General features: G+C 56.0%; 20 protein-coding genes. 13 read left to right on the forward strand and 7 right to left on the reverse strand.

The genetic code is table 11. The features are described 5' to 3' along the window. The first annotated feature begins 20 nt into the window (after positions 1-20). The 5 genes from yajC (at position 21) to SCU88_RS05350 (ending at position 4,486) form a co-directional block, all read left to right on the forward strand. Entirely contained in the window at positions 21-353 is a 333-nt protein-coding gene (gene yajC / locus SCU88_RS05330) for a preprotein translocase subunit YajC (RefSeq protein WP_138095984.1), read from the forward strand. 27 nt (positions 354-380) lie between these two features. Next, complete coding sequence (gene secD / locus SCU88_RS05335) at positions 381-2,228, forward strand: protein translocase subunit SecD (protein ID WP_138095985.1); 1,848 nt, start codon at positions 381-383, stop codon at positions 2,226-2,228. A 10-nt stretch (positions 2,229-2,238) separates the two neighbouring features. Further along, positions 2,239-3,210, forward strand: a complete 972-nt coding sequence (gene secF, locus SCU88_RS05340; RefSeq protein ID WP_138095986.1) for a protein translocase subunit SecF — start codon at positions 2,239-2,241, stop codon at positions 3,208-3,210. Between the two features lie 142 nt (positions 3,211-3,352). Continuing rightward, positions 3,353-3,715 carry a VOC family protein gene (locus SCU88_RS05345; protein WP_175339376.1) on the forward strand — a complete coding sequence of 121 codons (363 nt, stop codon included), beginning with the start codon at positions 3,353-3,355 and terminating at the stop codon, positions 3,713-3,715. A 45-nt stretch (positions 3,716-3,760) separates the two neighbouring features. After that, positions 3,761-4,486 (forward strand): WYL domain-containing protein, encoded by a 726-nt coding sequence (locus SCU88_RS05350; RefSeq protein WP_175339377.1) that lies wholly within the window; start codon positions 3,761-3,763, stop codon positions 4,484-4,486. A 24-nt stretch (positions 4,487-4,510) separates the two neighbouring features. On the opposite strand, the gene SCU88_RS05355 is transcribed toward SCU88_RS05350, so the two are convergent. The 3 genes from SCU88_RS05355 to SCU88_RS05365 form a co-directional block, all read right to left on the reverse strand. Beyond that, positions 4,511-5,659, reverse strand: coding sequence for a hypothetical protein (locus SCU88_RS05355; protein WP_138095987.1), 1,149 nt, complete (start codon positions 5,657-5,659; stop codon positions 4,511-4,513). A 222-nt stretch (positions 5,660-5,881) separates the two neighbouring features. Beyond that, entirely contained in the window at positions 5,882-6,739 is an 858-nt protein-coding gene (locus SCU88_RS05360) for a nucleoside-specific channel-forming protein Tsx (protein WP_138099164.1), read from the reverse strand. A 286-nt stretch (positions 6,740-7,025) separates the two neighbouring features. Beyond that, positions 7,026-7,601, reverse strand: a complete 576-nt coding sequence (locus SCU88_RS05365) for a DUF3251 domain-containing protein (protein ID WP_138099165.1) — start codon at positions 7,599-7,601, stop codon at positions 7,026-7,028. Positions 7,602-7,759: 158 nt separating this feature from the next. Here SCU88_RS05365 and nrdR point away from each other — a divergent pair, with 158 nt between their 5' ends. The 6 genes from nrdR (at position 7,760) to pgpA (ending at position 11,923) form a co-directional block, all read left to right on the forward strand. Further along, on the forward strand, positions 7,760-8,209 hold the full coding sequence (gene nrdR / locus SCU88_RS05370) for a transcriptional regulator NrdR (RefSeq protein WP_138095988.1): 450 nt from the start codon (positions 7,760-7,762) through the stop codon (positions 8,207-8,209). Positions 8,210-8,214: 5 nt separating this feature from the next. Then, positions 8,215-9,324 carry a bifunctional diaminohydroxyphosphoribosylaminopyrimidine deaminase/5-amino-6-(5-phosphoribosylamino)uracil reductase RibD gene (ribD, locus tag SCU88_RS05375; protein WP_175339378.1) on the forward strand — a complete coding sequence of 370 codons (1,110 nt, stop codon included), beginning with the start codon at positions 8,215-8,217 and terminating at the stop codon, positions 9,322-9,324. A gap of 166 nt (positions 9,325-9,490) precedes the next feature. After that, on the forward strand, positions 9,491-9,961 hold the full coding sequence (ribH, locus tag SCU88_RS05380) for a 6,7-dimethyl-8-ribityllumazine synthase (RefSeq protein WP_138095990.1): 471 nt from the start codon (positions 9,491-9,493) through the stop codon (positions 9,959-9,961). 19 nt (positions 9,962-9,980) lie between these two features. Continuing rightward, positions 9,981-10,400 carry a transcription antitermination factor NusB gene (nusB, locus tag SCU88_RS05385; RefSeq protein ID WP_138095991.1) on the forward strand — a complete coding sequence of 140 codons (420 nt, stop codon included), beginning with the start codon at positions 9,981-9,983 and terminating at the stop codon, positions 10,398-10,400. Between the two features lie 58 nt (positions 10,401-10,458). Next, positions 10,459-11,436 carry a thiamine-phosphate kinase gene (thiL, locus tag SCU88_RS05390; RefSeq protein ID WP_175339379.1) on the forward strand — a complete coding sequence of 326 codons (978 nt, stop codon included), beginning with the start codon at positions 10,459-10,461 and terminating at the stop codon, positions 11,434-11,436. Then, positions 11,414-11,923 (forward strand): phosphatidylglycerophosphatase A, encoded by a 510-nt coding sequence (gene pgpA, locus SCU88_RS05395; RefSeq protein WP_138095993.1) that lies wholly within the window; start codon positions 11,414-11,416, stop codon positions 11,921-11,923. The genes thiL and pgpA overlap by 23 nt, the downstream gene beginning before the upstream one ends. 42 nt (positions 11,924-11,965) lie before the next feature. Here pgpA and SCU88_RS05400 read toward each other — a convergent pair whose 3' ends face one another. The 4 genes from SCU88_RS05400 to xseB are packed head-to-tail and all read right to left on the reverse strand — an operon-like array spanning position 11,966 to position 16,030. After that, the gene (locus tag SCU88_RS05400) at positions 11,966-12,940 is read right to left on the reverse strand and encodes an aldo/keto reductase (protein ID WP_175339380.1); all 975 of its coding nucleotides are present in this window, start codon (positions 12,938-12,940) and stop codon (positions 11,966-11,968) included. 60 nt (positions 12,941-13,000) lie between these two features. Then, positions 13,001-14,866 (reverse strand): 1-deoxy-D-xylulose-5-phosphate synthase, encoded by a 1,866-nt coding sequence (gene dxs / locus SCU88_RS05405; RefSeq protein ID WP_138095994.1) that lies wholly within the window; start codon positions 14,864-14,866, stop codon positions 13,001-13,003. A 22-nt stretch (positions 14,867-14,888) separates the two neighbouring features. Beyond that, positions 14,889-15,788, reverse strand: a complete 900-nt coding sequence (gene ispA, locus SCU88_RS05410; RefSeq protein ID WP_175339381.1) for a (2E,6E)-farnesyl diphosphate synthase — start codon at positions 15,786-15,788, stop codon at positions 14,889-14,891. Continuing rightward, positions 15,788-16,030 carry an exodeoxyribonuclease VII small subunit gene (gene xseB / locus SCU88_RS05415; protein ID WP_175339382.1) on the reverse strand — a complete coding sequence of 81 codons (243 nt, stop codon included), beginning with the start codon at positions 16,028-16,030 and terminating at the stop codon, positions 15,788-15,790. The genes ispA and xseB overlap by 1 nt, the downstream gene beginning before the upstream one ends. A 217-nt stretch (positions 16,031-16,247) precedes the next feature. Between xseB and thiI the strand changes: the two genes are divergently transcribed. Together thiI and SCU88_RS05425 are read left to right on the forward strand one after the other, a co-directional pair. Further along, a complete protein-coding gene (gene thiI / locus SCU88_RS05420) occupies positions 16,248-17,696 on the forward strand; it encodes a tRNA uracil 4-sulfurtransferase ThiI (protein WP_138095997.1) in 1,449 nt (482 codons plus the stop codon). Positions 17,697-17,942: 246 nt separating this feature from the next. Continuing rightward, a complete protein-coding gene (locus SCU88_RS05425) occupies positions 17,943-18,119 on the forward strand; it encodes a type II toxin-antitoxin system HicA family toxin (protein ID WP_138095998.1) in 177 nt (58 codons plus the stop codon). Positions 18,120-18,133 lie beyond the last annotated feature (14 nt).

Here is an 18,133-nt window from a genome sequence, read left to right on the forward strand (position 1 = left end):
TTAAAAATGAGGGAAATTTAATGAGTTTTTTCATTTCTGATGCTGTTGCCGCTACCGGCGCTCCGGCTCAGGGTAGCCCAATGTCGCTGATTCTGATGCTGGTGGTTTTCGGCCTGATTTTCTACTTTATGATCCTGCGTCCGCAGCAGAAGCGTACCAAAGAGCATAAAAAACTGATGGACTCCATCGCCAAGGGTGATGAAGTGCTGACCAACGGCGGTCTGGTTGGGCGCGTTTCTAAAGTGGCGGAAAATGGCTACATCGTTATGGCGCTGAACGACACCACCGAAGTGGTCATCAAACGTGACTTCGTCGCAGCTGTCCTGCCGAAAGGCACCATGAAGGCGCTGTAATTTTCCGTTTTCCCGAAGGGAACTGCCGTGTTAAACCGTTATCCTTTGTGGAAGTACATCATGCTGATCGTCGTCATTATCGTCGGTCTGCTGTATGCGCTCCCCAACCTGTATGGTGAGGATCCGGCCGTTCAGATCACTGGCGCGCGCGGCGTCGCCGCCAGTGAGCAAACGCTGAACCAGGTCCAGAACACCTTAAAAAAAGAACAAATTTCCGCGAAGTCGATAGCGCTGGAGGATGGTTCTATCCTCGCTCGCTTTGACTCGTCCGATACACAGCTGCGCGCCCGTGAATCCCTGATGGAGGTGCTGGGTGACCAGTACGTCGTGGCGCTCAACCTTGCCCCCGCTACCCCACGCTGGCTGTCGACCATTGCCGCCGAGCCGATGAAGCTGGGTCTTGATCTGCGCGGCGGCGTTCACTTCCTGATGGAAGTGGATATGGAAACCGCTCTGGGTAAACTCCAGGAGCAGAATATCGACAGTCTGCGTAGCGACCTGCGCGACAAGGGCATTGCCTGGACCAACGTACGCAAGACCAACAACTATGGCGTGGATATCTCTTTCCGCAACGGCTCCACGCGTGACGACGCCGTCTCTTATCTGCAGGGGCGCCACCGCGATCTGGTGATTAGCGGCCAGGGCAGCAATGGTCTGCGTGCCGTAATGTCTGACGATCGTCTGCGCGAAGCGCGTGAATACGCGGTGCAGCAGAACATCAACATCCTGCGTAACCGTGTTAACCAACTGGGCGTTGCCGAACCGCTGGTACAGCGCCAGGGCGCCGACCGTATTGTGGTTGAGCTGCCGGGGATTCAGGATACCGCTCGCGCCAAAGAAATTCTGGGCGCCACGGCGACCCTGGAGTTCCGTCTGGTGAACACCAGCGTCGATCAGTCCGCTGCCGCTTCTGGCCGCGTACCGGGCGATTCTGAAGTGAAGATGACCCGTGAAGGGCAGCCGGTGGTGCTGTACAAGCGCGTGATTCTGACCGGTGACCATATCACCGACTCTACCTCCAGCCAGGACGAATACAACCAGCCGCAGGTGAATATCTCTCTGGATAGCGCTGGCGGTAACATCATGTCCAACTTCACCAAGGACAACATTGGTAAGCCGATGGCGACCCTGTTTGTGGAGTATAAGGACAGCGGTAAGAAAGACGCCAATGGCCGTGCGATTCTGGCGAAGCAGGAAGAAGTGATCAACGTGGCGAACATTCAGTCGCGTCTGGGCAACAGCTTCCGCATTACCGGTATCAGCAACGCCAACGAAGCGCGCCAGCTCTCTCTGCTGCTGCGTGCCGGTGCGCTGATTGCGCCGATCCAGATCGTGGAAGAGCGTACCATTGGGCCGACTCTGGGGATGCAGAACATCAAACAGGGCCTGGAAGCCTGTCTGTGGGGGCTGGTGGCGTCCATCGTCTTTATGGTCTTCTTCTATAAGAAGTTTGGCATTATCGCCACTTCTGCGCTTATCGCTAACCTGGTGTTAATTGTTGGGGTAATGTCGCTGCTGCCGGGGGCCACGCTAACCATGCCGGGGATTGCCGGTATCGTGCTCACGCTGGCGGTGGCGGTGGATGCCAACGTACTGATTAACGAACGTATTAAGGAAGAACTTAAGAACGGGCGTTCGGTACAGCAGGCTATTCACGAAGGGTATAAAGGGGCGTTTAGTTCAATCATTGACGCCAACGTTACCACGCTGATTACCGCCATCATTCTTTACGCCGTCGGTACCGGCTCCATCAAGGGCTTTGCCATCACCACCGCTATCGGTGTGGCAACCTCGATGTTCACCGCCATCGTCGGCACGCGCGCCATCGTCAACCTGTTGTACGGCGGCAAGCGTATTAACAAGCTGTCTATCTGAGGAGTGAGTTGTGGCACAGGAATATAGCGTTGAACAACTCAACCACGGTCGTAAAGTCTATGACTTTATGCGCTGGGACAATGTCGCCTTTGCTATCTCCGGGCTGTTGTTGATCGCCTCGTTGGCTATTATCGGCGTGAAAGGCTTCAACTGGGGACTGGACTTTACCGGCGGTACGGTCATTGAGATCAACCTGGAACAACCGGCGCAGATGGATGTCATGCGTGATGCGCTGGAAAAAGCAGGCTTCGACGAACCGCAGCTGCAGAACTTTGGCAGCAGCCGCGACGTGATGGTCCGTATGCCGCCGGCGGAAGGTGAAGCTGGCGGTCAGGCGTTGGGTAACAAGGTCGTTAGCGTGATTAACGAAGCGACCAGCCAGAATGCGACCGTCAAGCGTATCGAGTTTGTCGGACCCAGCGTGGGGGCCGATCTGGCTCAGGCCGGGGCCATGGCACTGCTGGTGGCGCTGATCAGTATCCTTATCTACGTGGGCTTCCGCTTTGAGTGGCGCCTGGCGTTAGGGGCTGTTATCGCGCTGGCGCACGATGTGGTGATTACCTTAGGTATTCTGTCGCTGTTCCATATCGAGATCGACCTGACCATCATCGCTTCACTGATGTCGGTTATCGGCTACTCGCTGAACGACAGTATTGTGGTCTCCGACCGTATTCGTGAGAACTTCCGCAGAATTCGTCGCGGGACCTCTTACGAAATCTTTAACGTGTCGCTGACCCAGACTCTGAGCCGAACCCTGATGACCTCAGGGACCACTCTGGTGGTGGTTCTGATGCTCTATATCTTCGGTGGCGCGATGCTGGAAGGCTTCTCGCTGGCGATGCTGATCGGGGTTTCCATCGGGACCGTCTCTTCCATCTATGTAGCGTCTGCACTGGCGCTGAAGTTGGGGATGAAACGCGAGCACATCCAGCAGCAGAAGGTGGAGAAAGAAGGGGCGGATCAGCCGTCAATTCTGCCGTAATCCCGGCGTTTGCCTGAAAAAAAACCGCGACCCTTTGGCGTCGCGGTTTTTTTTCGCCTGTCGAGAGTCTCCTGACAGGACGCTGTCAGTAGGAGGGGGGCAAACTGTCTCCTGTTATCAGAAAACAACAGGAGAAGATGAGATGAACAACATTATGAGCTGGTTTGAAATTCCGGTAAGGGACATGGCACGGGCTACTGCATTCTATGAGGGCATGCTGGGCATTACGCTACGCCCTGAAGAGATGCCGGACGCCGGTCTGGCGGTTTTTCCCTACCAGGAACCGGCGCCTGGCGGTGCGCTGACGCAGGGGCAGGATTTCACGCCCGGTACTGATGGCCCGGTGATCTATCTGGTTACCGACGATATTGAAGGCGCTGTTGCGCGGGCGTGCAGGCAAGGAGGGCGCTGTTGCTTTGGCCCGCTGGCGCTGGAGGGTATCGGCACTATCGCCCGGATTATTGATAGCGAAGGTAACCGAATAGGGCTGCATCAGGCTCTCTGAATACTGATATAGTGACCACTGTTCCCCCTGTGTAGAGTGACGCAGATGTCCCGACGCGCTGACCGTTTGTTCCTGATTGTGCAGATACTGCGTGGGCGGCGCTGCGTCACGGCAGCGCAGCTCGCTGAACGGCTGTCCGTGTCGGAGCGTACCATCTACCGCGATATTCAGGATCTCTCGCTGTCCGGGGTGCCGGTTCATGGGGAAGCCGGGTGTGGCTATCGCCTGCTGCCAGGGTTCGAGCTGCCGCCGTTAATGCTAACGCCGTTGGAGGTGGAAGCTACGGTGGCGGCACTCTGTATGGTGCGTACCTGGAGTGGGGAGCAGATGGGACAGGCGGCAGATTCCACCCGGGAAAAGCTGCTGGCGATTCTCTCTGCGCAGCGTCGTTTAGTGGCGGAGCGTAGCCGTATTCTGGCGCCGGATTTGGGGCAGAATGCGGCATCCCGCCGCTGGTTTGATATTATTCACACGGCCACCGGGCGTCAGCAGGTGCTGGAGATCGTCTATTGTGACGGCAAAGAGCGGGATACCCGGCGTGAAGTTTGCCCGCTGGGTTTGGCCTTCTGGGGCATGCACTGGTTACTGGTGAGCTGGTGTGAACTGCGGGACGATTATCGAAGCTTTCGTCTGGATCGCTGCCGGTCGGTAAGTCTGGTCGGGCGGCATTTTCAGGAGCGTTCAGATCGTTCACTACAGGATTTTCTGCGGCAACAGCGTCGGAAGTGGGAGGGAAGTCAGCCCCTCCCTGATGTGGAAGCCGAAGATTAGATGTTGTAACTCAGGGCCCTGGTGCTATTTATTCTGATTCTCATGGGCCAGAATCAGGTATCCTGCGGTCCATCGAATATCTGAGCCGTTGTAATTTTTTACGCCGGTAATCTTTTTATCACCCAGTTTCAGGTAGTCATATAGCAGATTATAAACAAAAGTCCCATTGGCGCATTTATTTTCTGGTTGATAACTGTCCTTGGTAGGATTGTTTTTTATCTGGTTGTTAATGTCGCTAAAACTGGTACAACTGGTGGTAATGTTTTCTTTCAGTTGCCCCTTTTCCGCTGTAGGCGTGTCGAAGAAGCCAAGAGTATAATTGAGAGCGCTTAACCCAACAAACTGAGTTGTTTTAAGAGCCGGGATCCCGGCGGTAGCTTTCAGTATGCTAAGTGCCTCTGGATTCTCTGCTAATGCGTTGTCATAACCTTGATCACACTGGTTAAAATCAAACCCTTTGGAATTTTGATATCCTTGCGGGTAACAGGCTTTCTTCCCCTCTTTTTTATCTACTTCATCGCGTATTGAGTTAGCGCCGAATCCCAGTAAACTTCGGCTCCATAAATAATATGTTTTTCCTTTCAGTTTTAGCGGGTGCGTGCCCGACAGTGAGGCATTTTTGCTGTCAAAAGTTATCTGGGTTGAGGCGCCGCCCACCTCAATAATTCCCTGAGTGTTATCTGTGCCTGTCAGCCCTGCCAACTGGTTAAGATGAACCCATGCGAAGGCGCCTTCCTCCCAGCCATCGATAGTTCCTATCCTACCCTGTCGATAGCCCTCATCTTTGACGGTTTGTTGAATACTACGATAGATCTTTTCTTGCATATCTGCCGTTAACTGACGCATTCCTGCTGTGCCTAATACGTTGATGTCGATCGTCTGTGGCTTATTATTATATGAGTTTAATACCTTTTTCAGCAGCGGAGCTATTAACTCTTTGCCTGCATTTTCAGGAGATTGAGAGAAACTGGCTAGCGGCGTTTTTTGGGTTTCTGATGCGACTTCCTTAACTGAATCACTGTCCGACACTTGATAAAGTATGGCTCTGGTCTTACTACTTCCTGCATCTACTACCACTGAATATTCAGGTGTGGCTGCATATACGTTATTTTTAACGGTAATGAATAACATTAACATCAGCAGGGGAACGTATTTTATACAGGATTTATGCATAGATTGTTATCCTCAGGTTCATGGGCGTGAGTTTACAGTCTGGTTATCATTTGTAATTGGTGGTTCGCTAATGCCAGTATAGACAGAAATATTGCTTTATTACTTCTTTGAGAAAATACGCATTATGGGGGCTGTCAGGGGGAACTTTGAGGAATAAGCTTTAAGACGCTGTTTTTTAATTCGGGGAGAGCGTTGCCCTCATCCCCGAATATTTTTCTGGAATTAGAAGTTGTAACCCGCTACCAGGTAGTAACCCCAGCCAGTGGAGCGAACCCGGAAATCGCCCTTGCCGAAGTTCATCTCCGGGCCGTCCTGCCACTGACCGCCGTTATGGAAGTAACGGGCGACAAACGAGTAGTGCCAGTGGTCATAGTTCAGCGCCAGAATGTGGCTGGAGGCGATAGAGTTGCTGGTGCGGTTCGGTTCATCGCCCAGATCGGAACCCCAGTCGAAGTTGGTAAAACCGATGTAGCTCAGCTTGCCGCCCCACAGATCGGTGATAGGCACAAAGTATTTAATTTTGAAGCGGTAGCCGTCCCAGCTGTCTTCGTTAGCCGCGCCGTAGTTTTCCCACTGATATTTGGCGTAGACGTTAAGCGACAGACTCATCGGCAGACCGGTTTCAACATCGGTCCCCAGGCCCATATACCAGGTATTCTGGCGATTGTCGCTGTTACGGCCCATATCATAGATATAGTTGTTGGCGAAGTACCACTCTTTAAACGGTCCTACGCTCAGATCCAGACCGCTCAGTTTGTCGATGGAAAAGCGCGGTTCGATCTCCATAAACAGCGGAGAGCCGTGGTTCCAGATACCGGTAGAACTGCCGTCGCCGCCGAAGAAGCGCGGGGCGTCGATGTAGCCATAGAAATCGAACCAGTCTTTTTTCGCGAAAGCTTCGTATTCCAGGTAGGTGTCATTGCGCAGTTGAGGTCCAAAGCGGGTGTGATAGCTGCCCACCACGTTGACGCTCTGGTGCCACCAGTCCGAGAGGTATTCGCTATTGCTATCCGCTGCGCTTGCGGAAAAAGAGCAGGAGAGCGCCACTGCGGCGCCAGCCGCTAACATCATTTTTTTCATCATTTCGCCACTGTTTTTCGGTTGTCCGGGAAAGTTACCGGGAAGCCGGCGCATCTCAGCGCGCCGTAGCAAGGTGGGCTATTATAAATAAGCCTTTCTCACAAAAATGCGTCTTTTTTCACGTCGTTATCATTCAGGTAATCGATTGTCTTCACAATTAAACGATAAAGACGTCGGAATTCTACTCATTTCGTCAGATTTATCCAGTCCGGGGCGCGTTGGGATGAAAGGAATTTTGTATGGCGGGGAAGGCGCCCGTTCATCCGTCAGATGAACGGGCGAAAGCTTAGCTGGCGAAAGGGGATTTGGCCGGCGGCTGATAGCTGGGGTCCGACGGCACAATATCGTGTACCCGGATAAAGCCCAGTTGATCCGGCGTGATACCGGGCATATCGAGCGGGATATCGACATCACTCGGCACCAGCACGCTTTTCGGCACATTAATCGGATAGGTCTGCACGTTAACTTCCTGGTAGTTTTCCAGGGTGCCCTGTAACTGACCCCATTCTACCTTGCCGCTAAAGGCGGGCAGCGGTGCGCTGTTACCGCCGCGAATGGTGAGCGTGGCGCGGGTACCATTATTGGTAGCGACCACCTTGCTTAAGGTCATGGTCAGGGTGCCTATCTGGCTATCCAGTTGGGCGGCGGTTTTCGAGTCCGGCAGCAGATATGCGCCGCTGGTTGAGTTGGCGTTCAGGGCGTTCTGCTGGGTCAGCTTCACCGACTGCTGGCTCAGCTTGTTCATCTGTTGATTCATCGCCTGCACTTCATTACTGACCTGACGCACCTCTTTCTGGGCGGCACAGGCGGTAAGCGTGAAGAGACTTCCTGCCAGAATCAGCTTCAGGCAACGCGTTGTCATCATAAAAAGGTTCCTTTTGTTCAGCGAGTTACTGTAATGGTAGAAGCAGTGTGACAGAAAACATAGATCCTTTGTCTCAAAGCGTCGGTCTCTTTGTTGTCCCGGGCGTTACAGGGTAAACTGTAAAGCAGTCACCATTTCCGGATACAGGTAGCCCTATGCATTGCCCATTTTGTTTCGCTGTGGACACCAAAGTGATTGATTCCCGCCTGGTGGGAGAGGGGTCGTCAGTGCGCCGCCGCCGTCAGTGTCTGGTGTGTCACGAGCGTTTTACCACTTTCGAAGTGGCGGAGCTGGTTATGCCGCGGGTGATAAAGAGTAACGATGTCCGCGAGCCCTTTAATGAAGATAAGCTGCGTAGCGGTATGCAAAAAGCGCTGGAAAAGCGCCCGGTCAGCTCCGACGACGTCGAAATGGCGTTAAATCACATTAAATCCCAGCTGCGCGCTACCGGCGAGCGCGAGATTCCCAGTAAAGAGATTGGCAATCTGGTGATGGAACAGCTTAAAAAACTGGATAAAGTGGCCTACATTCGTTTTGCCTCGGTTTACCGCAGTTTTGAAGATATTCGCGAATTTGGCGAAGAGATTGCCCGCTTACAGGACTGATGCTCATGCAGGACCAACTCTATATGGCGCGCGCGTTAGAGCTTGCGCGCCGTGGGCGTTTTACCACTCATCCTAATCCCCGGGTCGGCTGCGTTATCGCACGCGACGGCGCCATTGTCGGTGAAGGCTTTCACTACCGCGCCGGTGAACCACACGCCGAAGTTCATGCCCTGCGTATGGCGGGCGAGCAGGCGCGCGGCGCCACCGCTTACGTAACCCTGGAGCCTTGCAGTCATCACGGACGCACGCCACCGTGCTGCCAGGCGCTGATCGCCGCCGGGGTCGCCCGGGTGGTGGTGGCGATGCAGGATCCTAATCCGCAGGTGGCCGGGCGCGGCATGCATCGTCTGCGTGAAGCCGGTATCGAGGTCAGCCACGGCCTGATGATGAACGAGGCCGAAGTATTGAACCGCGGCTTTTTGAAGCGGATGCGCACCGGTTTCCCCTGGGTGCAGCTTAAGCTGGGGGCATCGCTGGATGGCGGTACTGCCATGGCCAGCGGCGAAAGCCAGTGGATAACCTCCCCCCAGGCGCGACGCGATGTGCAGCGTCTGCGAGCGCAGAGCGCCGCGATTCTGACCAGTAGCGCTACGGTGTTGGCGGACGATCCGTCGCTCACGGTGCGCTGGAATGAACTGGATGAAGCCACCCGGGCGCGCTACCCGAAGGCCAATGTGCGTCAACCCGTCAGGGTGGTGGTAGACAGCCGCAACCGGGTGACGCCGCAGCATCGCCTGGTGCAACAGCCCGGCGAAACCTGGCTGGCGCGCCTGGCGCGCGACGAGGTAGACTGGCCGGAGGCGGTTGATCACCTGCTGCTGCCTGAACGTCAGGGGCATATCGATCTGGTGGCGCTGATGATGCAGCTTGGCCGGCGCCAGATTAATTCGGTATGGGTTGAAGCTGGGGCGACTCTGGCCGGTGCGCTGTTGCAGGCCGGGGTGGTGGATGAGCTTATCGTCTATCTGGCGCCGAAACTGCTGGGCGACGGCGCCCGGGGTTTATGTCGCCTGCCAGGGCTCGACCAACTGGCCGATGCGCCGACCTTTGCATTCAGCGAAGTACGGGCGATAGGGCCCGATCTGCGCGTAACGCTGACCCCTGCTGGCGCATAATATACCCGTTATAATTCAGGGGCCGTGCTAATGCACGTTCGCCTGGGGCAGAGATGTCCCGCAACTCGAATTATTTAGGGTATACAAAGCCTGAGCAGAGCGTTGAACTTTATGATAGAATCCGCCCCCCTATATCGGGGGATAACTGAACCCGTTAAGGACAAGTATGAACATTATTGAAGCTAATGTCGCAGCGCCGGACGCCCGCGTTGCTATCACCATCGCGCGTTTTAACAACTTCATCAACGATAACCTGCTGGAAGGCGCGATCGATGCCATGAAGCGCATTGGTCAGGTCAAAGATGAAAACATTACCGTGGTGTGGGTTCCGGGTGCTTATGAACTGCCGCTGACGGCGGGTGCGCTTGCCAAAACCGGCAAATATGACGCGGTTATCGCGCTGGGTACGGTTATTCGCGGCGGCACTGCACATTTCGAGTACGTTGCAGGGGGCGCCAGCAACGGTCTGGCCCACGTGGCGCAGGAAAGCGAAATCCCGGTCGCCTTTGGCGTACTCACCACCGAAAGTATCGAGCAGGCTATTGAGCGTGCTGGAACCAAAGCCGGTAATAAAGGCGCCGAAGCGGCGCTGACCGCGCTGGAAATGATTAATGTGTTAAAAGCCATTAAGGCTTGATTTTAGTAAGGGGAATTCCGTGAAACCTGCTGCTCGTCGTCGTGCCCGTGAGTGTGCCGTTCAGGCGCTGTACTCCTGGCAGTTGTCCCAGAACGACATCGCCGATGTTGAATACCAGTTCCTGGCGGAACAGGACGTCAAGGATGTTGACGTAACGTACTTCCGTGAACTGCTCTCCGGGGTGGCGACCAACAGCGCGTATCTCGATAATCTGATGGCGCCTTATCTTTCCCGTCAGCTCGATGAGCTGGGTCAGGTGGAAAAGGCGATACTGCGCCTTGCGCTGTATGAGCTGTCCAAACGTGATGATGTGCCGTACAAAGTGGCGATCAACGAAGCGATTGAACTGGCGAAAACCTTCGGCGCTGAAGACAGCCACAAATTCGTCAATGGCGTGCTGGATAAAGCCGCTCCTCATATTCGTCCCCGTAAGAAGTAGCCTTAAAGGCCGGCGTTGCCGGCCTTTGTTCTTTATCCCCTGAGTTGAGGCATTCCCTATGGCAAGCGGCGAATTCTCTCTGATTGCCCGTTATTTTGATCGCGCCCGCACTCTGCGACGCGATGTGGAAACCGGCATTGGCGACGACTGTGCGCTGCTGGCGGTGCCGGAAAAACAGTGGCTGGCTATCAGCACCGATACCCTGGTGGGGGGCACCCACTTTTTGTCGGATATCGATCCCGCCGATCTGGCCTGTAAGGCGCTGGCGGTGAATTTAAGCGATCTGGCCGCCATGGGGGCCGATCCTGCCTGGCTGACTCTGGCGTTGACGCTACCGTCGGTAGATGAAGCGTGGTTACAGGCTTTTAGCGACAGTCTGTTCGAACAGCTTAACTACTACGATATGCAACTGATTGGCGGCGATACCACGCGTGGTCCGCTGGCGATGACCCTGGGTATTCATGGTTACGTACCTGCCGGGCGGGCGCTGAAGCGCAGCGGTGCGAAGGCGGGCGACTGGATTTATGTGACCGGAACCCTGGGGGATAGCGCTGCCGGACTGGCGATTTTGCAGGGTGAGTTATCACCGGAGAAACCACAGGATGCCCGCTATCTGGTACAGCGCCATCTGCGGCCGACGCCCCGTATTTTGCAGGGCAAGGCGCTACGAGACCTGGCTTCCAGCGCTATAGACATCTCTGATGGTCTGATTGCCGATCTCGGGCATATCCTTAAAGCGAGTGACTGCGGCGCCCGCCTGGAACTGGAAAAGTTGCCGCTGTCTCATGAACTGCAGCAGAGCGCGACGCCGGACCAGGCGCTGCGCTGGGCGCTTTCCGGCGGTGAAGACTATGAACTGTGCTTTACCGCGCCGGAGCGCAACCGCGGCGCGCTGGAAGTGGCTTTAGGCCAGACCGGCACGCCATGGGCCTGTATCGGACAGATGACTGCCGCAGCGGATGGGCTGCGCCTTACCCGGGAAGGGCAGGCCGTTACGCTGGAATGGAAGGGCTATGACCACTTTGCGAGAGAGTAATGCGGCCGCGAAGCGCCGTCTGAATTTACGTAACCCCTGTCACCTGCTGGCGACGGGTTTTGGCAGCGGGCTGAGTCCGGTGGTGCCGGGTACCATGGGCTCGCTGGCTGCGATCCCTTTCTGGTGGTTGTTTCACCGCCTGCCGCCGGATCTCTATGCGCTGTTGCTGTTGCTGGGGATCTGTATCGGCGTCTGGCTGTGCCATCGCACCGCCCGGGATATGGGGGTCCACGATCACGGCAGCATTGTCTGGGATGAATTTATTGGAATGTGGATCACCCTGATGGCGATTCCGGTAGCCGACTGGCGCTGGATTGCGGCGGGTTTTGTGCTGTTCCGGATTCTGGATATGTGGAAACCCTGGCCGATCCGCTGGTTTGATCGCAACGTGCACGGCGGAATGGGGATTATGGTGGACGATATCGTGGCCGGGGTGATCGCCGCAGCGATCCTCTGGTTTGCAGGCTACTACTGGCCGCTGCTGTAATTTATCGGCGGCGCCCCTGGCATTTGTCAGGGGCGCCTTCTGCTATTTAAATCCCACCACGTGATGCGGTTGGTAGAGCATCTCCAGTTCGGCAATCTCTTCTTCCGTCAGTTTTACCTCTACCGATTTCACCAGCTCATCCAGTTGATCGGGACGCGAAGCGCCGATGATCGGGGCGGCGACACCCGGTTTACTCATCAGCCAGGCCAGCGCCACCTGCGCCAGACTGGCGTTTTTATCCTGGGCGATGCGGGCCAGTCGTCTGGCTACCTGTTCATCGTTCTCTTCGCTGTTGTTATAGAGCGTCTTGCCAACTTCGTCTGAGGCCTGGCGGGCGGTGGTTTCGCCCCAGGGGCGCGCCAGACGGCCGCGAGCCAGTGGGCTCCAGGGGATGACCGCCACCTTTTCCGCCGCGCACAGCGGCAGCATTTCCCGCTCTTCTTCACGCTGAATCAGGTTGTACTGATCCTGCATGGTGACAAAGCGCGCCCAGCCCCGGTGCTGCTGGGTATAGAGCGCTTTGGCGAACTGCCAGGCATACATCGATGAAGCGCCGATATAGCGGGCTTTTCCCGCCTTCACCACCTCATCCAGCGCTTCCAGGGTCTCTTCCAGCGGGGTCCAGGGATCCCAGCGATGAATTTGATACAGGTCGACATAGTCCATACCCAGCCGTCGCAGGCTGTCATCAATGGCCCGACGAATTTGGGCGCGGGAGAGTCCGGCGCCCTGATCGCTCACCGGGAAGTAGACCTTGGTGGCAACCACTACCTCGTCACGGCGTGCGAAGTCCCGTAACGCCCGGCCGACAATCTCTTCGCTGCTGCCGTCGGAATAGCTGTTGGCGGTGTCGAAAAAATTGATGCCCTGCTCCAGGGCCTGCTGAATTAGCGGACGGCTGCTCTCTTCCGGCAGCGTCCAGGGATGGTTGCCGCGATTAGGCTCGCCAAAGGTCATACAACCCAGGCAGAGTGAGGATACCTTAAGATCGGTGGTTCCCAGGGTCTGGTAGTGCATGCTGTGCTCCCGCTGTTATCTCTGGTGAATTAAGGATAGCAGCGGGAGGGCACGGAGGGATTAAAGAGTCAGCCAGTCGCGGATACGTGCTTCCATACCTTCGGCATTTAGCCCGATATCTGCCCGAGCCTCGTCCTGGGTGCCCTGAGGAATAAAGTGATCGGGCAGGCCCAGATTCAGTACCGGAATCGCTTTACGGTGGGCCATTAGCGTTTCGTTTACGCCGCTACCGGCGCCACCCATAATGGCATTCTCTTCCACGGTAATGAGCGCTTCATGGCGTTGCGCCATATCGAGAATCAGCGCTTCATCCAGCGGCTTCACAAAGCGCATATCCACAAGCGTAGCGTTCAGGCTTTCGGCGACCTTTTCCGCTTCCGGCAGCAGGGTGCCAAAGTTCAGGATCGCCAGTTTTTCCCCTTCGCGCTTCACGACGCCTTTACCGATGGGCAATGGCGCCAGAGGCGTCTGCTCCACGCCGCGTACGCTGCCGCGCGGGTAGCGCACCGCGCTGGGGCCGTCGCTGTAGTGGTAGCCGGTATGCAGCATCAGACGGCATTCGTTCTCGTCGCTGGGGGTCATAATCACCATGCCGGGAATACAACGCAGGAAGCTGAGATCGAAGGCGCCCTGGTGCGTCTGACCGTCGGCACCGACAATACCGGCGCGATCGATGGCGAACAGTACCGGCAGCTGCTGAATCGCCACATCGTGGATCAACTGGTCATAGGCGCGTTGCAGGAAGGTGGAGTAAATAGCCACTACCGGCTTATAGCCGCCAATGGCCAGTCCGGCGGCGAAAGTCACCGCGTGCTGTTCGGCGATGGCGACGTCAAAATATTGATCCGGGAAGCGGCGGGAAAACTCCACCATGCCGGAACCTTCACGCATGGCCGGGGTAACCGCCATCAGCTTTTCGTCCTCTGCTGCGGTTTCACACAGCCAGTCGCCGAAAATCTGGGAGTAACCCGGCAGTCCGCCGCCCGATTTGGGCAGTTTGCCGCTGCTTGGATCGAATTTCGGTACCGCGTGCCAGGCGATAGGGTCTTTTTCCGCCGGCTCGTAGCCGCGACCCTTTTTGGTCATGATATGCAGAAACTGTGGCCCCTTCAGGTCGCGCATATTCTTCAGGGTGCTGACCAGCCCCTGCACGTCGTGACCGTCTACCGGACCAATGTAGTTAAAGCCCAGCTCTTCAAACAGCGTGCCCGGCACTACCATGCCTTTAATGTGCTCTTCGGTGCGCTTGAGCAGCTCTTTGATGGGCGGTACGCCAGAGAAAACCCGCTTACCGCCTTCACGCAGCGAGGAGTACAGCTTGCCGGAAAGTAACTGAGCCAGGTGATTATTCAGGGCACCGACGTTTTCCGAAATCGACATTTCGTTGTCGTTCAGCACCACCAGCATATCGGGGCGAATGTCCCCTGCGTGGTTCATGGCTTCGAAGGCCATTCCGGCGGTAATAGCGCCATCGCCGATCACGCAGACCGTGCGACGATTTTTTTCCTCTTTGGCTGCCGCCACCGCGACGCCGATACCGGCGCTGATGGAGGTGGAAGAGTGGCCTACGCTCAGCACGTCATACTCACTTTCGCCGCGCCACGGGAAAGGATGCAGCCCGCCTTTTTGACGGATGGTGCCGATCCTGTCCCGACGCCCGGTCAGAATTTTGTGCGGATAGGCCTGGTGGCCCACGTCCCAGATCAGGCGATCAAACGGCGTGTTGTAGACGTAATGCAGGGCGACGGTCAGTTCAATCGTGCCAAGCCCGGAAGCGAAATGCCCGCTGGAGCGGCTTACGCTGTCGAGCAGGTAGCGACGCAGTTCGTCGCATAGCTGCGGCAGGGTCTCTTTCGGCAACAGGCGCAACTCCTGGGTGGATTCCACCAGCGCCAGTGTCGGGTATTTGGCTGTATCAAAACTCATCTGGGACTCATCATGATGTCGGTTATTTATCGCGCTGAATGACATAGCGCGCCAGCGCTTCCAGCGCAGAGGTGTCCAGCGATGCGGCTTTCAGTTCCGCCAGCGCGTCCAGCGCCCGATCGCAGAGATCCCGGGCTTTGGCCTGGGCCTGTTCCAGCCCCAGAAGGGCGGGATAGGTGCTCTTTCCGAGCTGTGGGTCGCGCCCCTGGCGCTTACCGATGGTGGCGGTATCGCCGATGATATCCAGAATATCATCCTGCACCTGGAAGGCGAGACCAATGGCGGCACTGTAGCGATCGAGAGCTGGCAACGCCTGGCGACCTTTTTCACCAGCACAAAGTGCACCAAGACGCACTGCGGCGCGAATCAGGGCGCCGGTCTTCAGCGCATGGATCTGTTCAAGGGTAGCCAGACTGACCTGATGGCCTTCGGCTTCCATATCCTTTGACTGCCCTGCGCACATGCCAGCGGCGCCGCTGGCCTGGGCCAGTTCCGACACCATCGCTATGCGCTGCTCGGGCCCGACGCCGCTCATTGGCGCATCACTCAGTATAGAAAATGCCAGCGTTTGCAGCGCGTCTCCGGCCAGAATGGCGCCCGCTTCGCCAAATTTAATATGGCAGGTGGGCTGGCCGCGACGCAGGTCGTCGTCGTCCATCGCTGGCAGGTCGTCATGAATCAGCGAATAGGCGTGAATGCACTCAATGGCTGCCGCTGGCGCATCCAGGGTCTGCTGGCTGACGTTAAACATCTCGCCAGTGGCATAGACCAGGAACGGGCGCAGCCGCTTGCCGCCCAGTAGTGTGCCATAGCGCATGGCATCCACCAGAGGAGTGTTCTGAAAGGGCAGTGGCGTTAAAAAACGCAGCAGCGCCTGATTGGCCTGCTCGACGCGGGCCTGAATCTGTTGAGAGAAATCCATTATCCGGCATCCGGAGTGAAGGGGTCGAGCGGCGCCTCTTCGCTTTCGCTAAGTAAGATCTGTACTCGCTGTTCGGCCTGCTGCAGTTTGCTCTGGCCCTGGCGCGCCAGCTGTACGCCGCGCTCAAATTCGTTCAGCGCCTCTTCCAGCGGGAGATCGCCGCTCTCCAGACGAGTCACGATCTGCTCCAGCTCCGCCAGAGCGGTTTCAAAGCTGGCAGTTTCAGGTTTCTTTTTAGGCATGGTGCGTCTGGCCCTGTTTAGTCATTTTTCGCGAATCCGTTATGGTAACGGAGGCCTGCGGAGAATCAAATAAGTCATAAGGGTTGGTGAGCAGTTTCACAATCCTGGTGGTATACTTGCGCGTCCTGGTCGCAGGGGCCCTGGTCGCCTGCGGTACTGATTCTTTCTCAGCCCGCGGTATCACTCAGGCGGCGCTGACCAACTAACCTTTGTCGCCATGAAGTTTATCATTAAATTGTTTCCGGAAATCACCATTAAAAGCCAATCGGTTCGTTTGCGCTTTATCAAAATGTTAGCCGGAAACATTCGTAACGTCCTCAAAACCTATGATGAGAGCCTGGCGGTAGTCAGACACTGGGATCACATTATTGTACGCGCAAAGGATGAGAGCCAGCGTCCCGCCATTCGTGATGCGCTGACCCGGATTCCCGGCATTCACCATATTCTGGAGGTTGAAGAGTCTACCTTCACCTCAATGCACGACATTTTCGAGCGTGCGCTTGACCACTATCGCGTTGAGCTGGAAGGGAAGACCTTCTGCGTGCGCGTTAAGCGTCGTGGTAAGCACGAATTTACCTCTATTGAGGTGGAACGCTATGTGGGTGGCGGTCTGAACCAGAATATCGAAAGCGCGCGGGTGAAGCTGACTAACCCGGATGTCACCGTTAATCTGGAGATCGAAGACGACAGGCTGCTGCTGGTGACTGGTCGCTCCGAAGGGATCGGCGGTTTTCCGATCGGTACTCAGGAAGATGTGATGTCGCTGATTTCCGGCGGCTTCGATTCCGGGGTTTCCAGCTATATGTTGATCCGCCGCGGTTGCCGTGTGCACTACTGCTTCTTTAATCTTGGCGGCGCAGCTCATGAGATCGGCGTTCGTCAGGTGGCGCACTATCTGTGGAATCGCTTTGGCAGCTCGCACCGGGTGCGCTTTGTCGCCATTAACTTTGAACCCGTGGTAGGCGAGATCCTTGAAAAGGTAGACGATGGCCAGATGGGGGTGGTGCTGAAACGCATGATGATTCGCGCCGCTTCGAAAATTGCCGAACGCTATGGCGTACAGGCGCTGGTTACCGGTGAGGCGCTGGGGCAGGTTTCCAGCCAGACCCTGACCAACCTGCGGTTGATCGACAATGTTTCTGATACCCTGGTGCTGCGTCCGCTGATTGCTCACGATAAAGAGCACATCATTAATCTGGCGCGCCAGATTGGCACTGAAGACTTTGCCCGCACCATGCCAGAATACTGCGGCGTGATTTCGAAAAGCCCAACTGTGAAAGCGGTGAAAGCGAAAATCGAAGCCGAAGAGGCGAATTTCGACTTCGCTATCCTCGATCATGTTGTGGAAACAGCGACCAATATGGATATCCGCGATATCGCCGAGCAGGCTCAGCAGGAGGTGGTTGAAGTCGAGACCGTCACCAGCTTCGGCCCGAACGACGCGGTACTGGATATTCGCTCTATCGATGAGCAGGACGATAAGCCGCTGAGCCTGGAAGGGGTTGAAGTGGTTTCACTGCCGTTCTACAAGCTGAGCACCAAATTCGGCGACCTCGATCAGAGCAAAAATTACCTGCTGTGGTGCGAGCGCGGCGTAATGAGTCGCCTGCAGGCGCTGTATCTGCGCGAACAGGGCTTTAGTAATGTGAAGGTGTGGCGTCCCTGATGCCCTTTTACAGGCTCCTACGCTAAATTTCGGTGGGAGCCTGTTTTTCATCCACGAGCCTGTACACTTTGCCGGGCCTCTCTGGTGTGAGAAGTCTGCTTTTCTGAATCTCTCTTCCTGTTCTGTTTTCTCCTCTTCGCCACCCTCTATCGGTTTCTGTTATAAATCGATTTGTGCATTTTTTGATCGAGCGGGCTTTTTTTATAACCAAAAAAGTTTATATTGAGACGTCCGCATGGAGGCGCGATGAAGCAGAGGGAATTCCGGCGTTTCCTGGCCCGCCAGGGAGCCACCTTCGTTGAAGGGAGAAGCCATGTGAAGATCTATCTTAATGGCCGGCAGTGTGTGATGCCTCGCCATCCGGGCAGGGAGCTGAATGAGAGTCTGCGCAGGGCGATTTTGCGGCAGCTCGATATCATTTAACAGGAGGTCACAGG

The organism is Jejuibacter sp. L23, from assembly GCF_050815825.1.
Taxonomy (GTDB): Bacteria; Pseudomonadota; Gammaproteobacteria; order Enterobacterales; family Enterobacteriaceae; genus Jejubacter; species Jejubacter calystegiae.

Excerpts from the sequence above, each read along its gene's own strand:
- thiI (WP_138095997.1), top strand. The coding sequence starts at position 16,248 with ATGAAGTTTATCATTAAATTGTTTCCGGAAATCACCATTAAAAGCCAA.
- SCU88_RS05350 (WP_175339377.1), top strand. The coding sequence starts at position 3,761 with ATGTCCCGACGCGCTGACCGTTTGTTCCTGATTGTGCAGATACTGCGT.
- yajC (WP_138095984.1), top strand. The coding sequence starts at position 21 with ATGAGTTTTTTCATTTCTGATGCTGTTGCCGCTACCGGCGCTCCGGCT.
- ribH (WP_138095990.1), top strand. The coding sequence starts at position 9,491 with ATGAACATTATTGAAGCTAATGTCGCAGCGCCGGACGCCCGCGTTGCT.
- xseB (WP_175339382.1), bottom strand. The coding sequence starts at position 16,030 with ATGCCTAAAAAGAAACCTGAAACTGCCAGCTTTGAAACCGCTCTGGCG.
- SCU88_RS05425 (WP_138095998.1), top strand. The coding sequence starts at position 17,943 with ATGAAGCAGAGGGAATTCCGGCGTTTCCTGGCCCGCCAGGGAGCCACC.
- pgpA (WP_138095993.1), top strand. The coding sequence starts at position 11,414 with ATGACCACTTTGCGAGAGAGTAATGCGGCCGCGAAGCGCCGTCTGAAT.
- nrdR (WP_138095988.1), top strand. The coding sequence starts at position 7,760 with ATGCATTGCCCATTTTGTTTCGCTGTGGACACCAAAGTGATTGATTCC.
- SCU88_RS05360 (WP_138099164.1), bottom strand. The coding sequence starts at position 6,739 with ATGAAAAAAATGATGTTAGCGGCTGGCGCCGCAGTGGCGCTCTCCTGC.
- SCU88_RS05355 (WP_138095987.1), bottom strand. The coding sequence starts at position 5,659 with ATGCATAAATCCTGTATAAAATACGTTCCCCTGCTGATGTTAATGTTA.
- dxs (WP_138095994.1), bottom strand. The coding sequence starts at position 14,866 with ATGAGTTTTGATACAGCCAAATACCCGACACTGGCGCTGGTGGAATCC.
- SCU88_RS05365 (WP_138099165.1), bottom strand. The coding sequence starts at position 7,601 with ATGACAACGCGTTGCCTGAAGCTGATTCTGGCAGGAAGTCTCTTCACG.
- thiL (WP_175339379.1), top strand. The coding sequence starts at position 10,459 with ATGGCAAGCGGCGAATTCTCTCTGATTGCCCGTTATTTTGATCGCGCC.
- ispA (WP_175339381.1), bottom strand. The coding sequence starts at position 15,788 with ATGGATTTCTCTCAACAGATTCAGGCCCGCGTCGAGCAGGCCAATCAG.
- SCU88_RS05400 (WP_175339380.1), bottom strand. The coding sequence starts at position 12,940 with ATGCACTACCAGACCCTGGGAACCACCGATCTTAAGGTATCCTCACTC.
- ribD (WP_175339378.1), top strand. The coding sequence starts at position 8,215 with ATGCAGGACCAACTCTATATGGCGCGCGCGTTAGAGCTTGCGCGCCGT.
- SCU88_RS05345 (WP_175339376.1), top strand. The coding sequence starts at position 3,353 with ATGAACAACATTATGAGCTGGTTTGAAATTCCGGTAAGGGACATGGCA.